This is a genomic window from Streptomyces sp. NBC_01477 (assembly GCF_036227245.1).
Classification (GTDB): domain Bacteria; phylum Actinomycetota; class Actinomycetes; order Streptomycetales; family Streptomycetaceae; genus Actinacidiphila.
This window is the reverse complement of the sequence record NZ_CP109445.1, coordinates 65,518-83,226: the sequence shown is the minus strand read 5'-3', so window position 1 is coordinate 83,226 and position 17,709 is coordinate 65,518. Positions and strand designations below refer to the sequence as shown.

Below are 17,709 nucleotides of genomic sequence, written 5' to 3'. Positions count from 1 at the left end.
CACCCGCCCGCCGCCCTGCCCCGACGACGGAGACCCAGCCATGAGCACAGCACCCCGCAACCCCATGAGCGATCCCGGCAGGCGCAGCCTGATCGAGGAACTGCTCACCGGGACGGTGCCGTTCGACCTTGTCACGAGCCTTCGCGCGCCCGCCGCGGAGGACACGCGCCGCGCCGACCTGGCCGCCCGCGAGATGGCCGCCGCCCTGCGCGAGACCAAGACCGCGCAGATTGTCGAGGACACCGGCGACCTCCCCGACGGCCTGGTCGACCACCTGCGCGGCCGGCGGCTGCTGCACCTGGCCGCCGACCCCGGTGTCGGCGGCCGGGGACTGACGGCGTGGGGCGTCCTGCGGGTCATCGAGGCGGCCGCCGGCGCGTGCACCGGAGCCGGCCTGCTGCTCGCCTACCACAACGGCCTCGGCGCGGTCCCCTACCTGCCCGTCCTGGCACCGGGCCCCACCCTGGACTTCCTGCGCGGGCGGCTGGCGGCCGGGGCGCTCACCGGCGCTGCCGACACCGAGCCGGGCGGCGCCGCCAACTGGGCCCGTGCCGCCGACGCCCGGCCCACCGAGGACGGCAGCGGCTACCTGCTCAACGCCCGGAAGGTCTTCATCGGCAACGGCCCCCTGGCCGATCTGCTCGCGGTCACCGCCGCCGTCGAACAAGGCGGTGTCCGGCGCACCCGGATCTTCTTCGTCGACACCTCCTCACCCGGCTTCGCCGTCGGCGACCGGCAGCGGTTCATGGGACTGGCCGGCAGCCCCAACGCCACCCTCACGCTCACCGACGTCCGCGTCCCCCGCGAGCGGGTCCTCGCCGAGGAGGACCCCGCCGCCTGGAACGCCGGACGGCAGGTCTTCCCCCTCGCCCTCGGCCGGCTGTTCGTCGTGGCCGCCCCCGGCCTGGCCATCGGCCGCGCCTGCCTGCGCCACGCCCGGCAGTTCGTCCCGCGCCGTACCGTCGACGGCAGGCCGCTCGCCGGGTACGACGAGATCCAGCGCGTCGTCGCCGCCGACCTCGCCGACGTCTACGCCATGGAGGCGGTCGCCGAGTGGGCCGCCCGCGCCGAGGACGCCCCACTGGGCGCCAACGCCGTGCTGGAGCAGTTCGCGGCCAAGAACATCACCTCGCTCCTCGCCTGGAACTGCGCCGAGCGCACCACCACCCTGCTGGCCGGAGAGGGCTACGAGACCGCCCGCAGCAAGGCGGCCCGCGGCGCCGACCCGGCACCGATGGAGCAACTGCTGCGCGACGCCCGCGGGCTGCGCATCGCCGGCGGCGTCGAATCCCTGCTCAGCAGCCGGCTGGGCAACTTCTCCTTCACCTATTTCTACCCCCGTCCCGTCCCCGAGGCCCCGCCCGCGGCGCCCGCCGACGACTCCCGCCTGTCACCGCGCAACCGCGGCCACCTGGCCGCGGCCGGCGAAGAGGCCCGCCGCCTGCACCGCACCTGCCGCCGCCTGGCCGCCGACCACCCCCGCTACCCCGACCTCATCGCCCGCGACCGCATCCAGGTGATCATCGGTGCCGCCGTCGAGGAACTGACCGCCATGGTCCTCACCCTGGGCCGCGCCGCCCGCGACGCCGACGCCGGCCTCGACCGCCAGGACCTCGCCGACATCCACTGCACGGCGGCCACCCAGCGGCTCGCCGACGGCTGGGCACGCCTGGAGCGCATCGTCGGCGGCGGCGAACCCGACCACAGGGCCGTCAGCGACGCGCTCCTGGCCGGCGACCGGTACGACGACCTGGCGGCCGACCGCGCCGCAGGCCAGGAGGACGACGGTGACCGCTGACCACCGCACCGCCGCCCTGCCCGCCCCGGCATCCCGGGACGCCGCACCCCTGACACCGAACCAGGCCCGCCTGTGGTTCGGCGAGCGGCTGCACCCGGGGCACCCCGGCCACGTCGTCCAGCGGGCCCTGGCACTGCACGGGCCGCCCGACATCCCGGCACTGCGCCGCACCCTCCACCTGCTCACCGAACGCCACGACATCCTGCGTACCGTCTACCGGGGCACCGCCGACGGGCCCCGGCAGCGGGCGCTGCCCACCGTCCCGGACGTCCTGCACACCGCCGGGGACCACCCCGGCGGCCCCGACGAGTGGATCAGGCAGATCCGGCACCGCCCGTTCGACCTGGAGACCGGCCCCGTCCTGCGCTGGGACCTGCTGCGCACCGGCGCGTCCGAGCACGTCCTGCTGCTGACCGTCCACCACATCGCCTTCGACGGCGTCTCCATGCGCCTGCTGTTCGACGAACTCGCCACCGCCTACACCGCCTTCCACCACGGCGCACCCCCGCAACTCCCTCCCGCGCCGAGCTTCCTGGACTTCGCCCGCCGCACCGCCGGCACACGGCAGGCCGACGGCGCCCTCGCCTACTGGACCGCCGCACTGGCCGGCGCCGGCGCCGCGCCCGCCCTGCCCCACGACTTCGCACCGGCCGGCCGCGGCAGCGGGCGCGCCCACGCCCGGACCTTCCGCGTCCCGGATCCGGCCCGCGCACGCCTGGCGGCACTGGCCCGGCAGGAGCGCTGCTCCCCTTTCATGGCGACCCTGGCGCTCTTCGCCGCCCTGCTGTGCTCCTGCGCCGCCGCCCGCGACGTCGTCGTCGCAATCCCGGTCGCCGAGCGCGCCGCCCCCGAACACCGCCGCCTCGTCGGCTTCCTCGTCAACCTCGCGCCGGCCCGCGTCGCCTGCGCCCCGCACGACACCCTGCCGGACCTGCTGGCCCGCACCCGCGAAGCGGTGCTCGGCGCCGCCGAACACCCGCTGCCCTACCAGCAGGCCGTGGCCGCCGCCCGCACCAGCGGACCGGGCACCGGCCTGGTACGGGCCGCCTTCGACCTGCACCCGGCACCCCGCACGCCCCGGCTGCCCGGCCTGGACGTCACCGAGCGGCCCGTCCACCCCGTGGCCACCCGCTTCGAGGTGGAACTGCACGTCCAGCAGCGCGGCGACGCCTGGGACGGCACCTTCCTGGTCTCCGCCGACCTGTTCGAGGCGGACGCCGCCGACGCCCTGGCCGACCTGTTCGTCGCGCTCGCGGACCGCTGGACCGCCGACCCCGGCCTGCCCCTGACCGCCGTCGAGGACGGCGCCCACCCCGAGGAGGACGACGCATGACCGGGCCGAGCGGCACCCCGAGGACCCCGCTGATCCCCCTGCTGACCCGCCTGTGGCAGACGGCACTCGGCGTCGAGGGCATCACACCCGAGGAGAACTTCTTCGACCTGGGCGGCGACTCCATGACCGCCACCGCCATCGCGACCGACATCGCCCGCGAGACCGGCACCGACACGGCCGTACGCCTGATCTTCGACCACCCCACCATCGGCGAACTCGCCGACGCCCTCGCCGCGGTCGCACGATGACCACGGCACCGGTCACCTTGTGGGGCGGCGCCGCCGAGCCCGCCTGCTTCCTGGAGGCCCTGGCCAAGGCCGCCGCGGAACACCCCGCCCGGACCGCCGTCGCCGACGAGGAGCAGCAGGTCTCCTACACCGCCCTGCTGCACTGGGCCGGAGCCGTCGCCGAGACCCTCACCCGCCTCGGCCTGGCCCCCGGCGACCGCGTCGCGGTCACAGGACCGCGCCGTGCCGGCACCGTCGCCGCGATGCTCGGCTGCGCCCTGGCCGGCGCGACCTACCTGCCGCTCGACCCCGAGTACCCCCACCAGCGCCTGGCCGACATGCTCCACGACAGCGGCGCGAAACTCGTGCTCCACACCGGCGCCGCCACCGCTCTGCCCGGCGGCGTCCCGTCCCGCCCGGTCCCCGCACCGCCCCCGCACGGCACCGCGGCCCCGGCCCCCCCGCCCCCGCAGTGCCGCCCGGACCGCGCCGTCTACACCATCTACACCTCCGGATCGACCGGCCGGCCCAAAGGCGTGTCCGTCACCCACCGCTGCCTGGACGCCATGGTCGAGTGGCAGGCCGGCCACTCGCCCCGCGGCGACCTGCGGACCGCGCAGTTCGCCCCGCTCAACTTCGACGTCAGCTTCCAGGAGATCCTCGGCACACTGCGCGGCGCCGGAACAGTGGTCATCGTCCCCGAACGGCTGCGCCGCGAACCGGCCGAACTCCTGACCTGGCTGGCCCACCAGCGCATCGAGCGGTTGTTCCTGCCGTTCGTCGCCCTCCAGATGCTGGCCGTGGCAGCCGTCCGGCTGCCCGGCGCCCTGCGCCTGCGCGAGGTCAACGCCGCGGGCGAGCAGATGCTGTGCACACCCCAGATCCGCGCCCTGTTCGCGCGCCTCCCGGACTGCCGCCTGGTCAACCACTACGGGCAGAGCGAGTCCGCCATGGTCACCTCGCACATCCTGACCGGCCCCCCGCAGGACTGGCCCGACCTGCCGCCGATCGGCGTCCCCCTGCCGGGCTGCGAGGTGGTGGTCGCCCCGCGGCCCGGCGACGGCCCCGCGACCGGCGAACTCCTCGTCACCGGCCTGCCGCTGTCCGACGGCTACCACCAGCGCCCCGAACTGACCGCCCGCCGCTACACCGGCATCGCGCCGACACCGCGCGGCCACACCCGGGCGTTCCGCACCGGCGACCTGGTGCGCGTCCAGGACGGCCGGGTGCACTACCTCGGCCGCCTCGACACCGAGGTGAAGATCCGCGGCCTGCGCGTCGATCCGCTGGAGGTCGACGCGCACCTGCTGCGCCGCCCCGGCATCGACGCGGCCGTCACCGTCGCCGTCACCAACCCCTCCGGTGCCCGGAGCCTGCGCTCGGCCGTCGTCCTGGACCAGGGCGCGGCGCCACCGGACGAACGCGAGGTGCTGCACGCCCTGGCCCAGGTGCTGCCGGCCGCCTTCGTCCCGCTCGGCCTGACGGTCCTGCCCCGGCTGCCCCGCACCCCCAGCGGGAAGATCGACCGCGACGCGGTCACCGCGCTGGTCACGGCCGACCTCGCCGCCCGCCGCACCCGGCGCCCCGGCCGCGGGGAGCGGCCGTGACGGCCCCCGCGACGGCCGGCGTGCCGCTGACCGCGGCCCAGCTGGCCCTGTGGACCGAGGAGCAGACCGCCGACGCGGCCAGCAACAGCGGCTACCTCGCGGTGGCGTTCACCGGGCCGCTGGACGAACGGCACGTGCGCACCGCCGCCCTCGCGGTCCTGCACCGGCACGAACCCCTGAGGTCCGTCATGCGCGCCACCCCCGCCGGCGTCCGCCTGCTCGTCCTGCCGGCGGCCCAGGCCCTCTCCTTCCGCCGTGACACGCTGCCGCTGCCCGACGCGCCCGGCGGCCCCCGCCGGGCGGTGAGGTCCTGGTGGGAGCGGACCGAGCAGACCCGCGGCTGGGACCTGGCCACCGACGGCCCGATCCGCTTCGCCCTCCTCGACCACGGCCGCGACCGCGCCACCCTCGTGATGTCGCTGCACCACGCCGGATTCGACGGGCGCAGCAAGTTCCTGGTGGCCCGCGACCTCACCGCCGCGCTCCGCGCCGCGCGCTCGGGCACCGCGCCACCGCTCTCGGCGCCGCTGGCCCGCCCGGCCGCCGCGGTCCCCGACCCGGCCACGACGGCCGCCGCGCGGTCGCACTGGACCCGGGTGCTGCCCGCGTGCGCCGAGCCGCTCCTGCTGCCCGGCACCACCGCCCCCTCCGGCGGGGGCGTCCGGTGCAGCGACCAGGTCCTGATCGCCCGGCCCGACGTCGAGGCGCTGCGGGCGCTGGCCGCCCGCCACCGGGCCACGACGTTCACCGCCCTGGTCGCCGCCCTCGGCCTCCAACTCGCCGCCTACGGCAACCGCCACGTACCCCTGGCTGTCGCCGCCGACGTGAGCGTGCCGGAGACCCGGGACGTGGCCGGAGCCCAGATCAACGTGGTCCCCACCGACCTGCCGCTGGACCCGGCGGCCACCGGCGACGACCTGATGGCCGAGGCCGCCGCCGCCGTGGCACGGCTGCGGACCCGCCGCCACATACCCTTCCCGGACTTGACCAGGGCGCTTGCGGACCCCTGCGCCCGGCCCGCCCTGACCCAGCTCGGCCTGTCCTTCCCCCGGGCGCCCCGCGACCTCGACCTGGACATACCCGGCCTCACCGCCGACTGGGACTTCGTCTCGCCGAACACCGCGAGCACCTTCGAACGCACCCTCCAGATCCGCGCCGACTGGCCCGACTGCACGGTGCGGCTCGACCACCGGACCGAGAACACCGGCCCCGAGCAGGCCACCGCCTTCATCGACCACTTCCGCCGCGCACTGCACCGGCTCGCCCACCACCCCGCCGCCCGCGCAGGGGACTTCGTCCTCCCCGCCGCCCGGGTACGCGGTCCCGCCCGCCCCGCCGGCCCGCAGGACGCCGCGAGCAGCACGGCGGCCGCCCTCCCGGCCGCCCCGGGACCGGCAGGACCCACCTGGTGGCAGGGGCCGCCGGACGCCGCGCAGCCGGTCGAGGCCGCCCTGGCCCGGCTGCGCGGCACGGCCTTCACCACCGGCGGGCCGCCCCCCGACGGCGCCCCCGTGCGGCGGCTGTGCGCACCGCTGGCCGCCGCCGGCACCGCCTCCCGCGCCGCGCCCGGCGTCCGGGAACTCGTCGTCCCCTTCGACCAACTGCGCCTGACCGCCGCACTCGCCCGCTGGGCCGGCGACGGCCGCGTCCTTGGCGCGCACTGGATCGACGACGGCACCGTGCACGGCTGGGCCGCCCTGCCCGGCGCCGACCCGGTCCGGCCGCCGCTGCTGACCCCGGCACCCGGCCGGACGGCCACCGTGCACGGACCCGACGGGCGCGCCCTGCCCGCCGGCGTACCCGGCCGGATCGCCGTTACCACCGGGCCCGGCACCGCGGCGCCGGCACTCACCGGCCACCTCGGACGGATCACACCGGACGGCCGCCTGGAGTACCTGGGCCGCGACGGGCAGCGCTGGCTGCGCCACCGCGGCTTCATCGACGTGCCGCTCGTCGAGCGGGTGCTCGCCGCCTGCCCCGGGGTGGACGCCGCGCGTGTGGAGGCCCGTGCCACCCCCCGCGGCACCGTCGCCGTCGCCGTCGCCGTGACGGCGCTGCCGGCCGCGGCCCTGCGGGCCCACCTGCGGGAGCACATCGGCGGCCACACCCTGCCGGGGCGGATCGACACGGTCCGCGCACCCGGCGACAACCCGTGAACCGAAGGGGGAGCACGACATGGAAGCGATGACCGAGGCGGTCCTGGCCGGAGCGGCGGGCGAGGAACTGGCGGCCCTGCCGCTGCCCGCGCACTACACCGCCGCCCACGTGCGCGCCGACGACATCGGACTGTTCGAGGGCGTCGCGGACAAGGACGTACGCAAGTCACTGCGCGTCGGCGAGGTCCCGATGCCCGAAATCGCCCCCGACGAGGTCGTCGTGGCCGTCATGGCCAGCGGCATCAACTACAACACCGTCTGGTCGGCCATCTTCGAACCGGTGCCCACCTTCGCGTTCCTGCGGCACTACGCCCGCCAGGACCCCTGGTCGGCCCGCCACGACCTGCCCCACCACGTCCTCGGATCGGACGCCGCCGGCATCGTGGTCCGCACCGGGTCAGGGGTCCGCCGCTGGCACCCGGGCGACCACGTCGTCGTGGCCACCGCCTACGTCGACGCGGAGGAACCGGCGACCCACGGCGACGGCATGCTCGGCTCCGACCAGCGGGCCTGGGGCTTCGAGACCAACTTCGGCGGCCTCGCGCACTACGCCGTCGCCCGAGCCAGCCAGCTCCTCCCCAAAGCACCCCACCTGACGTGGGAGGAAGCCGCGGTGAACCCGCTGTGCGCCGCGACGGCCTACCGGATGCTGGTCGGTGACCGCGGTGCGCGCATCAAGCAGGGCGACGTCGTCCTCATCTGGGGAGCCACCGGCGGCCTGGGCGTCTACGCCGCACAGTTCGTGCGCAACGGCGGCGGCATCCCGGTGGGCGTGGTCAGCGGCCCCCGGAAAGCCGAGGCGGCCCGCAGGCTCGGCTGCGAGGTCGTCATCGACCGCCAGGAGATCGGCCTGGGCGGGGACACCCCCGCCGAGGTCGTGGAAGCCGGCAAACGCCTCGGCAGGATCATCCGCTCCCAGGTGGGCGAGGACCCGCACGTCGTCTTCGAGCACGTCGGCCGCGCCACGTTCGGCGTGTCGGTCTTCGTCGTGCGCCGCGGCGGAACCGTGGTCACCTGCGGCTCCAGCACGGGCTACCGGCACGAGTTCGACAACCGCTACCTGTGGATGCGGCTCAAACGCATCATCGGCAGCCACGGCGCGAACCTCCAGGAGCAGTGGGAGACCAACCGGCTCATCGGCCTGGGAGCGATCAGGACCGCGCTGTCCGTCACGTACCCGCTCGCCGAGGTCGGCGAGGCCGCCCGCCTCGTACAGGCCAACCGGCACATCGGCAAGGTGGGTGTGCTGTGCCTGGCGGACCGGCCGGGCCTCGGCGTCACCGATCCCGCCCTGCGCGAGCGCGTCGGGGAACGCGAGATCGCCCCCCTGATGCACCGGGACTGACCCCGCCGTCCGCGGCGCCCCGCCCCGCACCCCGTACCGCCCGTCCCGTCCCCCCGCACCCGTTCCCCGCCGTCGCCGGACCGCGCGACGACACGCCCGGAAGGCAGGCCGCCCCGTGACCCGCGAGGACCCCGCCGCGCACCCGCACCCCGTCCCCCCGCTCCCGCCGGTGCACGAACTCGTCGCCCGCCGGGCGGCCCGATCCCCCCACGCACCCGCCGTGGCCGCCGGCGGCCGGGTGCTGACCTACCGGCAGCTCGACCGCGCCGCCGACCGCCTCGCCCGGACGCTGCGCGCCCTGGGCGCCGGACCGGGCCGCATCGTCGGAGTCTGCCTCCCGCGCGGCCCGCAGTACGCGACAGCGCTCCTGGCCGTGCTGAAGTCCGGCGCCGCCTACCTCCCGCTCGACCCCGCGCAGCCGGCCGGCCGGCTCGACGGGCTCGCCGCGGCGGCCGGGGCGCGCATCGTCCTCGCCGCTCCCGGCGGCCCGGCCCCGGCCGCCGAGCACGTCCTGCCCTGCCCGCCGGACCCCGAGCCCGGCGGCGGCCCGGCCCCGGCCCCGGACGCGCCCCGGCCCGCCGCCTCCCGCCCGGACGACCTGGCCTACGTGGTCTTCACCTCGGGTTCCACCGGCGAGCCCAAAGGCGTGATGGTCGAGCACGGCTCGCTGGCCAACCTCGTCGCCTGGGACACCCGCACGGCCGCCCTGACACCCTCCGACCGGTGCACCCTGATCGCCTCCCCGGCGTTCGACGCCTCGGTGTGGGAGCTGTGGCCGGCCCTGGCGGCGGGCGCCTGCCTGCACGTCCCGCCGCCGGAGACGGTGCTCGCCCCGGACGCCCTGCGCGCGTGGATGGTCCGCACCGGGGTGACCGTCTCGTTCCTGCCGACGCGGCTGGCCGAACCGCTCATCGCCGCCCCGTGGCCGGACGGCACGGCCCTGCGCCTGCTGCGTACCGGCGGCGACCGGCTCCGCGGCCGGCCGCGCCCGGACCAGCCGTTCCTGCTGGTCAACAACTACGGGCCGACCGAGGCCACCGTCGTCGCGCTCGCCGGCCCCGTGCCCGCCGGCGACGACACCGGCGCCCCTGCGCTGGGCGTCCCCGTCGCCGGCGCCGTCGCGCTGGTCGTGGACGACGGCCTGCGCCCGGTCGGCCCCGGCACGACGGGGGAGCTGTGCCTGGGCGGTCCCGGCCTGGCCCGCGGCTATCTCGGGCGCCCCGACCTGACCGCCGAACGGTTCGTCACCCGCCCCGGCCCCGGCGGCGGCCCCCTGCGGCTCTACCGCACCGGGGACCTCGTGCGGCTGGGGCCGGACGGTACCTACGAGTTCCACGGCAGGGCCGACGACCAGATCGCCCTGGACGGCCACCGGATCGAGCCCGAGGAGGTGGTCTCCGCGCTCCTCGCGCTGCCCGAGGTGGCGGCAGCGCACGTCGGCCTGCACAACGGCCGGGTCGCCGGGTGGCTGGTGCCTTCCGGGCCGCCCGGTACCGTCGCTCCTGCCGCGGTCGCGGCCCGCCTCGCCGAACGGCTGCCCGGCTACATGGTTCCCCGCCAGTGGGCCGTCCTGGAACGGCTGCCGGTCAGCTTCGGCGGCAAGGTGGACCGTGCCGCGCTGCCCGCTCCCGCCTCCTCGGCGTCCGCCCCGCACCGGGCGCCGCGCGCCGGTGCCGAGCAGACCGTGGCCGCGGTCTGGCGCGAGGTGCTCGGGCTGGAGGAGATCGGCGCCGACGACGGATTCTTCGACCTGGGCGGCCACTCGATGCTCCTGGAGACCGTCCACCTGCGCCTCCAGGACCTCACCGGGCGCACCTTCCCCCTGATCGCGCTCTTCGAGCACCCCACCCTCGCCGCCCTGGCCGCGTTCCTCGAACGGGGCCAGGACGCGGCCCCGGCCGCCCCGCCCCTGTCCGCCGCCGCGGCCGAACGCCGCCGCGGCGGGGTCTCACGGCTCCGCCGGGGCCGTTCCCGGACCGGCACCCCCGCCGCCGGCCCTGCCGCCGACCTGGATGGAGGAACCCGATGACCGACGCGCTTCCCGACGACCCGGACGGCGCGCTGATCGCCGTCATCGGCATGGCCGGGTGCTTCCCCGGCGCCGCCGACGTGGACCAGTACTGGCGCAACCTGTGCGCCGGCACGGGGCACATCACCACATGGACCGGCCTTCCCGGCACCCCCGAGGGCCATGTCACGGCCCACGGACTGCTGGCCGGCGCCGATCTCTTCGACGCGGACTTCTTCGGGTTCTCCCCCCGCGAGGCCCTGGTGATGGACCCTCAGCAGCGGGTCTTCCTGCAGTGCGCCCACCATGCCATGGAGGACGCCGGGTACGGCTCCGTGTCCTGCCCGCAGCCGGTGGGCCTGTTCGCGGGGGGCGCCACGACCCGCTACCGTGCGGCCTTGGAGTCCCAGCGCGATGCCCTGCCCTTCGTCGACGACTGGCAGATCCACCTGTCGACCGCCCCCGACTTCCTCACCCTGCGCGTGGCGCAGCGGCTGCGGCTGCGCGGCCCGGTCGTCACCGTGCAGAGCGCCTGCTCGACCTCTCTTGTCGCCGTCCACCTGGCGTGCCAGTCCCTGCTGGCCGGCGAATGCGCTCTCGCCCTGGCCGGCGGCGCGACGGTGCACGTGCGGCCGCCGCGCGCCTCGTACGTCGAGGGCGGCATCGTCACCGGCGACGGTGTCGTGCGGGCCTTCGACGCCCGCGGACGCGGCACGGTCGGCGGCAGCGCTGCCGGCCTGGTCGTCCTCAAGCTGCTGGCCGACGCCCTGGCCGACGGCGATCATGTGCACGCGGTCCTGCGCGGCAGCGCCGTCCACAACGACGGCGGCGATTCCGTCGGCTTCACCGCCCCCAGCGTCGAGGGCCAGGCGCGGACCGTGCGCGCCGCCCAGCTGGTCGCCGGCGTCGACGCCCGCACCATCACCTACGTGGAGGCCCACGGCACCGGCACCCCGCTCGGCGACCCCATCGAGGTCGCCGCGCTGACCCGGGCGTTCCGCGAGGACACCGGCGACGCGGGATTCTGCGCGCTCGGATCGGTCAAGACCGCCGTCGGCCACACCGATGCCGCCGCCGGTGTGACCGGCCTGATCAAGACGGTCCTCGCCGTGGAGCACGGCGTGATACCCGCGAGCCTCAATTTCGGGGTTCCCAACCCCGACATCGACTGGGACCGCGTGCCCTTCCGCGTCGTCACCGAGCGGACGGACTGGCCGCGCGGGGGCGGTCCGCGCCGTGCCGCCGTCAACGCCCTGGGCATGGGCGGCACCAATGCCCATGTCGTCCTGGAGGAGGCCCCCCCGGCCGCCGCCCCGCTTCCCGACGGCCGCCCGCAACTGCTCGTGCTCTCCGCCAAGGACGCCGCGGCCCTGGAGGCGGTGACCGACCGGTTCGCCGAGCGCCTCGCCGCCCCGGACGCGCCGCCGCTCGCCGACGCCGCCTGGACCGCGCAGACCGGCCGGGCGGCGTACCGGCTGCGCCGCTTCGCGGTCTGCGCGGACGCCGCCGAGGCCGGCCGGGTGCTGTCGGCACGGACCCCGGGACGGCTCCTGGACGCCGCCGCGCCCGGCCGCGCGCCCTCCGTCGTCTTCCTCTTCCCCGGCCAGGGCGGCCAGCACCTGGGCATGGGCCGCGACCTGTACGCCGCCGAGCCGGCCTTCCGCCGCGCGGTGGACGAGGTCTGCGGTCTCGACGCCGGCCTCGGCGCGGGCCTGCGTGCCGTCTTCGCGCCGCCGGACGATCCGGGCCGGCAGGCCCGGATCGCGGAGCGGCTCGCCACCATCGAGATCGGCCAGCCCGCCGTCTTCACCCTGGAGTACGCCCTGTGCCGGCTGTGGGAGTCCTGGGGGGTGCGTCCGCACGCCGTCCTGGGGCACAGCCTCGGCGCGTACGCGGCCGCCTGCCTGGCCGGGGTCTTCACCCTGCCCGACGCCGTGCGCCTCGTCCGCGAGCGGGGCCGCCTCCTCCAGTCGCTGCCGTCCGGGAGCATGCTGGCACTGGAACTCCCCGAGGCCGAGGTCGAGCCGGTACTGCCCGCCGGGCTGTCGGTCGCCGCGGTCAACGGCCCCGGCCGCTGCGCGGTGTCGGGGCGTACCGAGCTCGTCGAGCGGTTCGCCGCCGACCTGCGCGACCGCGGTATCGACTCGCGCCTGCTCAAGATCGCCACGGCCGGCCACTCGGCACTCGTCGAACCCGTCATGGACGCCTTCGAGAAGCTGGTCTCGCAGGCCGGCCCGCAGGAGCCCCGGGTGCCGTTCGTCTCCGACATGACGGGGGAGTGGGCGGCCGAGGGCCAGCTGACCGACCCCGCCTACTGGTCGGCCCACCTGCGCCGCACCGTGCGGTTCGCCGCGGCCCTGCGCACCGTGACCGCCGGGCAGGAGCGGACCCTGCTCGAGGTCGGCCCGGGCCGTACCCTGGCCACCCTCGCCCGGCAGCACCCCGATGTGGGGCCGCGCCACCTGGTCGTGCAGTCCCTGCCGCACCCGAACGACGAGGCGGGCGACCATCTGACGATGCTCACCGCCGCCGGGCGCATGTGGGGGGCCGGCGCCGTCCTGGACTGGGACGCGATGCGGCACGGCGCGCGGCGCCGCGTCAAGCTGCCCCTGTACCCCTTCCAGGGCCGGCGCTTCCTCGTCGAACCCCGGGAACCGTCCCCGGCGTCCCCGGCATCCGCGGTGTCCCCGTCCGCCGGGGACACCGCCGTCCGCGCCGCCGGTGTGCACCTGGGGGAGGAGTCCGGCACCCCGTCCCGGCCCCCGGCCGCGGCCGTGCCGGCGGATGCCGCGGTGCCGCCGGCCGGCGGACCGCCGCAGGCCGACGCCGACCCGGTACGGCGGATCGCCGCGGTGATCGCCGCCGGCCTCGGACTGCCGGCCGTGGAACCGCACGACAACTTCTTCGACCTCGGCGGTGACTCCCTGATGGCCACCCGGCTGGCGGCCTGGATACGCCAGGAGTTCGGCATCCCCCTGACCACCGCGGACTTCTACACCGGCCCCACCCCGCACGACCTGGCCCGTGCCGTCGCCGCCCGCCGGGAGGCGACCCCGTGACAACCGTCCCTTCGGGAGGCGACCCGGTGACAGCTGTTCCTTCGCGGTGGCTCGTCCGGCGGTGCGCACGGCCGTCGGCACGGCTGCGTCTGTACTGCTTCCCGCACAGCGGCGGGCTGCCGGGTGAGTATCTGTCCTGGTTCGAGGCTCTTGCGGATGTCGAGTGCTGGGGTGTGCAGTCGCCCGGGCGGGGTTCCCGTATCGCTGAGACGCCTTTGCGGGATGTCCACCGGATGGTCGAGGAGTTCCTCGGCGTGTTCGCCCCTCCGCAGGAGCCGTACGCCTTCTTCGGCCACAGTCTCGGTGCGCTCGTGGCCTTCGAGACCGCCCGGGCCCTGCGCGACCGCGGAGCACCGCAGCCGCGGTTCCTTCTGCTGTCGTCGTGTCCGCCGCCGGCCGCGCCGCGGGACGGCCGGCACCTCGCGGATCTCGATGACGCCGGCCTGCTCGCCCTCACCGAGGAGCGCTACGGCCCGCTGCCGGCCGATCCCGCGCTGCTCGCTCTGGTCATGCCGCTCTACCGGGCCGATCTGGCGGCCTACGAGACCTACCGCTACCGTCCCGGACCGCCGCTCGGCCTGCCCGTGCGGGTGGTCGGCGGCGACCAGGACACCACCGGGGACGTGCTGGCCGGATGGGGCCGCGAGACCACCGGGCCCTTCGGGGTGTCCCTCCTGCCCGGCGGCCACTTCTACCTCAGAGGCCGGCCGCAGCGCCGGGAGCTGCTGCGGATCACCGGCGAACTCCTCCACGACTAGGAGCCACTTATGGGCACGCCGGGGACATACCCCTACGACGCCGGGATCCACCCCACCGGCTACACCACCCGGCCCTGGACGATCCGGCAGCTCGCCGGGCTCGGGGACCCCGAGGACACCAACACCCGTTTCCGCTACCTCCTGGACCGCGGCGAGACCGGGCTCTCCCTCGCCTTCGACCTGCCCACCCAGATGGGCCTCGACCCGGACGACCCGCGGGCCCTCGGCGAGGTCGGCCGGTGCGGGGTGTCGATCGCCACCGTCGACGACCTCGCCGCGGTCTTCGCGGGCATCCCGCTGGACAAGGTCTCGGTCTCGATGACGATCAACGCCACCGCCCCCGTGCTGCTGGCGATGTGGATCGTGGTGGCCGAGGAGAGCGCGACCCCGCCCCCGGCGCTGCGCGGGACGCTCCAGAACGAGATGCTCAAGGAATGGCTGGCCCGCAAGGCCTGCGTGTTCGGCCTCGACGACAGTTTCCGCCTCTCGCTGGACGTCGTCGAGTACTGCGTACGCCACCTGCCCAAGGTCAACCCGGTCTCCATCTCCGGCGGCCACGCCCGGGAGGCCGGCGCCGGCCGCGACCTGGAGATCGCCCTCGGTATCGCCGACGCCGAGCAGTACGTGCGCGGCATGCTGGAACGCGGCTTCACCGTCGACCAGGTCGCCCCGCAGCTCAGCTTCATCTACGGCGCCCACATGGAACTGCTGGCCGAGGCGGCCAAGTACCGCGCGGCCCGCCGCCTCTACGCCCGGCGCATGCACGACCTGTTCGCGCCCCAGGACCCGCGCAGCCAGAAGATGCGCATCCAGGTCAACACCTTCGGCTCGGTCCTGGCCGCCTCCGAACCGCTCAACAACGTCGCACGCACCACCGTGCAGGCGATCGCCGCGGTGCTCGGCGGCGTCCAGTCCCTGCACGTGTGCGGGTTCGACGAGGCCACCCAGACCCCGGGCGAGCTGTCCGCCCGCGTCGCGCTGCGGGTCCAGCAGATCCTCCAGCAGGAGACCGACCTGGCCCGGTACGCCGACGCCCTCGGCGGCTCGGCGGTCATCGAAGGCCTCGCCGGCGACATCGAACGCGGCGCGGCCGACTGGTTGGACCGGATCGCGGCACGCGGCGGCCTCATGGCGTGCCTGCGCAGCGGCTGGCTGGAGGGCGAGATCGACGAGGCCGCGTACCACGACCGCGGACCGCTGGTCGGCGTCGCCGACGCCGACCACAGCCCGGCGGAGGCCGCCCTCGTCCGCCAGCAGCGGGCCTCCGGCGTCATCCCCGGCCGCCGCCGGCCCGTCAGCGCCCGGCCCGCCCCCGCACCCCTGGCCCGGCTGCGGACGGCGGCCGGCCGGCGGGAGAACGTCGTCCCCGCCCTGCTGGAGGCCGCGCGGGCCCGCGCCTCGCTCGGCGCCATGTGCACCGCGATCGGCGACGGATTCCGCGACCGGGCGGCACGCGACGCGCAGCACGGCGCCCCCGCACCGGCGCACCGCCCCCCCGGCACCCCGGACCACCCCACCGACAGGAGATCAGACATATGTGCGGAATAGCGGGTTTCGTCGACTACCGTCCGGCCCACCCGGGACAGCACGGACTCGTCACCGCGATGACCGACGCGCTCGCCTGGCGCGGCCCGGACGACGGGCGGGTGTGGACCGGCGAACACGCCGCCCTGGGCACCCGCCGCCTGTCCGTCATCGACGTCGCCGGCGGCGTGCAGCCCCTCGTGCACGACGTGCCCGGCAGCGCACCGGTCGCCCTCGCCTACACCGGCGAGGTCTTCAACTACACCGAACTGCGCGCCGAACTGCGCACCCGGGGACACGCCTTCACCACCGACAGCGACACCGAGGTCGTGCTGCACGCCTACCTGGAGTGGGGCGCCGCCTGCGCCGAACGCCTGCTGGGCATGTTCGCCTTCGCGGTCTGGGACGGCCGCAGCGGCGAACTGGTCCTGATCCGCGACCGGTTCGGCATCTACCCGATGTACTGGGCGCACGTCCCCGGCGGCCTCGCCTTCGGCTCCGAGATCAAGGCACTGCTCGAACACCCTGCCCTGCCCGCCCGGGTCGGCCTCGACGGCCTGCGCGCCGTCATCGGCTTCGTCAAACGCCCCGAATCGGGCGTCTACACCGGAGTGAACGAACAAGTGCCCGGCACCGTCGTCCGCTTCGGCCGCGACGGGACCGCCGTCCACCGCTACTGGTCCCTCCAGCCCCGCGACCACACCGACGACCTCGACACCACGGTGGCCACCGTCCGGGACCTGCTGGAGGACTCCGTCCGCCGCCAGGTCGTCTCCGACGTGCCCCTGGGATCGTTCCTGTCCGGCGGTCTCGACTCCAGCGCGCTCGCCGCGCTCGCCGTGCGCCACCTCAGCCCCGACAACGGCAAGCTGCGCACCTACGCGGTCGGCTTCGGCCCCGCCGAGGACTTCCGCGCCGACGACATCCGCACAACCGCCGACGGCCCGTTCGCCCGCACCATGGCCGAGTACCTGGGCACCATCCACACCAGCGTCGACATCGCCGGCGCCAGCCTGATGTCCCCCCGGACCCGCTCCGACGTCCTGCGCGCCCGCGACATGCCGACCCCCCTGGGCGACCTGGACACCTCCCTGCTGCTGCTGTGCCGGGCCTTCCGCGAGGACTGCACCGTCGCGCTCACCGGCGACGGCGCCGACGAGCTCTTCGGCGGCTACGACTGGTTCCTCGACCCCGGCCTGCGCCGCGCCAACGGCCTTCCCTGGCTGGAGTTCGCCCGGCACAAGCTCGGCCCCGGCGGCGCCACGTACACCGCGATGCTCGCCCCGGACCTCGTCGACCGCCTCGACCTGCGCCGCTACGAGGAGGACGTCTACCAGTCGGCCGTCGCCGGGATCGAACTGCTCGACGGCGAGAGCGGGACCGACCGCGACATCCGCCGCATGACCCACCTCAACCTCACCGGCTACCTGCGCATCATCCTGGACCGCAAGGACCGCATGGGAATGGCCGCGGCCCTGGAGAGCCGCGTGCCCTTCCTCGACCACCGCCTCGTGGAGTACGTCTACAACGTGCCGTGGGCGATGAAGTCCTTCGACGGCCGGGAGAAGAGCCTCCTGCGGGCCGCCGTGCGCGACCTGCTGCCGCCCTCGGTCCTCTACCGCAAGAAGGCCGGCTACCCCCCCACCCAGGACCCCGCCTACGCCGCCGCCCTGCGCGCCGAACTCGCCCGCATCGCCGCCGACCGGCACGCCCCCGCCCACCCCCTCCTCCACGGTGCCGCCGTCGAGGCCTACCTCGACGGCGGCACCGACGCCTCCGCCCGCGTCAACCGGGCGGCCGCGGAGATGGTCGTCCAGCTCAACCGCTGGCTGACCGACTACGACGTGGCCCTGTCCCTGTGACACCGCTCCCGCCGCCCCGGCCGTCCCGCCGG

The 17,709-nt window shown here is 75.9% G+C and carries 11 protein-coding genes; all 11 read left to right on the top strand.

Annotated elements, in window-relative coordinates; all coding sequences use genetic code 11:
• Positions 1-40: 40 nt before the first annotated feature.
• Positions 41-1,798 (top strand): acyl-CoA dehydrogenase family protein, encoded by a 1,758-nt coding sequence (locus OHA86_RS00385; protein ID WP_329171383.1) that lies wholly within the window; start codon positions 41-43, stop codon positions 1,796-1,798.
• Positions 1,788-3,131: a condensation domain-containing protein gene (locus tag OHA86_RS00380; protein WP_329171382.1), complete on the top strand. Its 1,344-nt coding sequence runs from the start codon at positions 1,788-1,790 to the stop codon at positions 3,129-3,131. The genes OHA86_RS00385 and OHA86_RS00380 overlap by 11 nt, the downstream gene beginning before the upstream one ends.
• Positions 3,128-3,379, top strand: a complete 252-nt coding sequence (locus tag OHA86_RS00375; RefSeq protein WP_329171381.1) for an acyl carrier protein — start codon at positions 3,128-3,130, stop codon at positions 3,377-3,379. Before OHA86_RS00380 ends, OHA86_RS00375 begins: the two co-directional genes overlap by 4 nt.
• Entirely contained in the window at positions 3,376-4,965 is a 1,590-nt protein-coding gene (locus OHA86_RS00370; protein WP_329171380.1) for an AMP-binding protein, read from the top strand. The genes OHA86_RS00375 and OHA86_RS00370 overlap by 4 nt, the downstream gene beginning before the upstream one ends.
• Positions 4,962-7,121 carry a condensation domain-containing protein gene (locus OHA86_RS00365; protein ID WP_329171378.1) on the top strand — a complete coding sequence of 720 codons (2,160 nt, stop codon included), beginning with the start codon at positions 4,962-4,964 and terminating at the stop codon, positions 7,119-7,121. Before OHA86_RS00370 ends, OHA86_RS00365 begins: the two co-directional genes overlap by 4 nt.
• A gap of 19 nt (positions 7,122-7,140) precedes the next feature.
• Positions 7,141-8,466, top strand: a complete 1,326-nt coding sequence (ccrA, locus tag OHA86_RS00360; RefSeq protein WP_329171377.1) for a crotonyl-CoA carboxylase/reductase — start codon at positions 7,141-7,143, stop codon at positions 8,464-8,466.
• 115 nt (positions 8,467-8,581) lie between these two features.
• Complete coding sequence (locus OHA86_RS00355; RefSeq protein ID WP_329171375.1) at positions 8,582-10,495, top strand: non-ribosomal peptide synthetase; 1,914 nt, start codon at positions 8,582-8,584, stop codon at positions 10,493-10,495.
• Complete coding sequence (locus OHA86_RS00350) at positions 10,492-13,533, top strand: beta-ketoacyl synthase N-terminal-like domain-containing protein (RefSeq protein ID WP_329171373.1); 3,042 nt, start codon at positions 10,492-10,494, stop codon at positions 13,531-13,533. The genes OHA86_RS00355 and OHA86_RS00350 overlap by 4 nt, the downstream gene beginning before the upstream one ends.
• Positions 13,530-14,291 (top strand): thioesterase II family protein, encoded by a 762-nt coding sequence (locus OHA86_RS00345; RefSeq protein ID WP_329171371.1) that lies wholly within the window; start codon positions 13,530-13,532, stop codon positions 14,289-14,291. Before OHA86_RS00350 ends, OHA86_RS00345 begins: the two co-directional genes overlap by 4 nt.
• Before the next feature lie 9 nt (positions 14,292-14,300).
• On the top strand, positions 14,301-15,839 hold the full coding sequence (locus tag OHA86_RS00340; protein ID WP_329171369.1) for a methylmalonyl-CoA mutase family protein: 1,539 nt from the start codon (positions 14,301-14,303) through the stop codon (positions 15,837-15,839).
• Complete coding sequence (asnB, locus tag OHA86_RS00335; RefSeq protein ID WP_329171367.1) at positions 15,827-17,677, top strand: asparagine synthase (glutamine-hydrolyzing); 1,851 nt, start codon at positions 15,827-15,829, stop codon at positions 17,675-17,677. The genes OHA86_RS00340 and asnB overlap by 13 nt, the downstream gene beginning before the upstream one ends.
• Positions 17,678-17,709 lie beyond the last annotated feature (32 nt).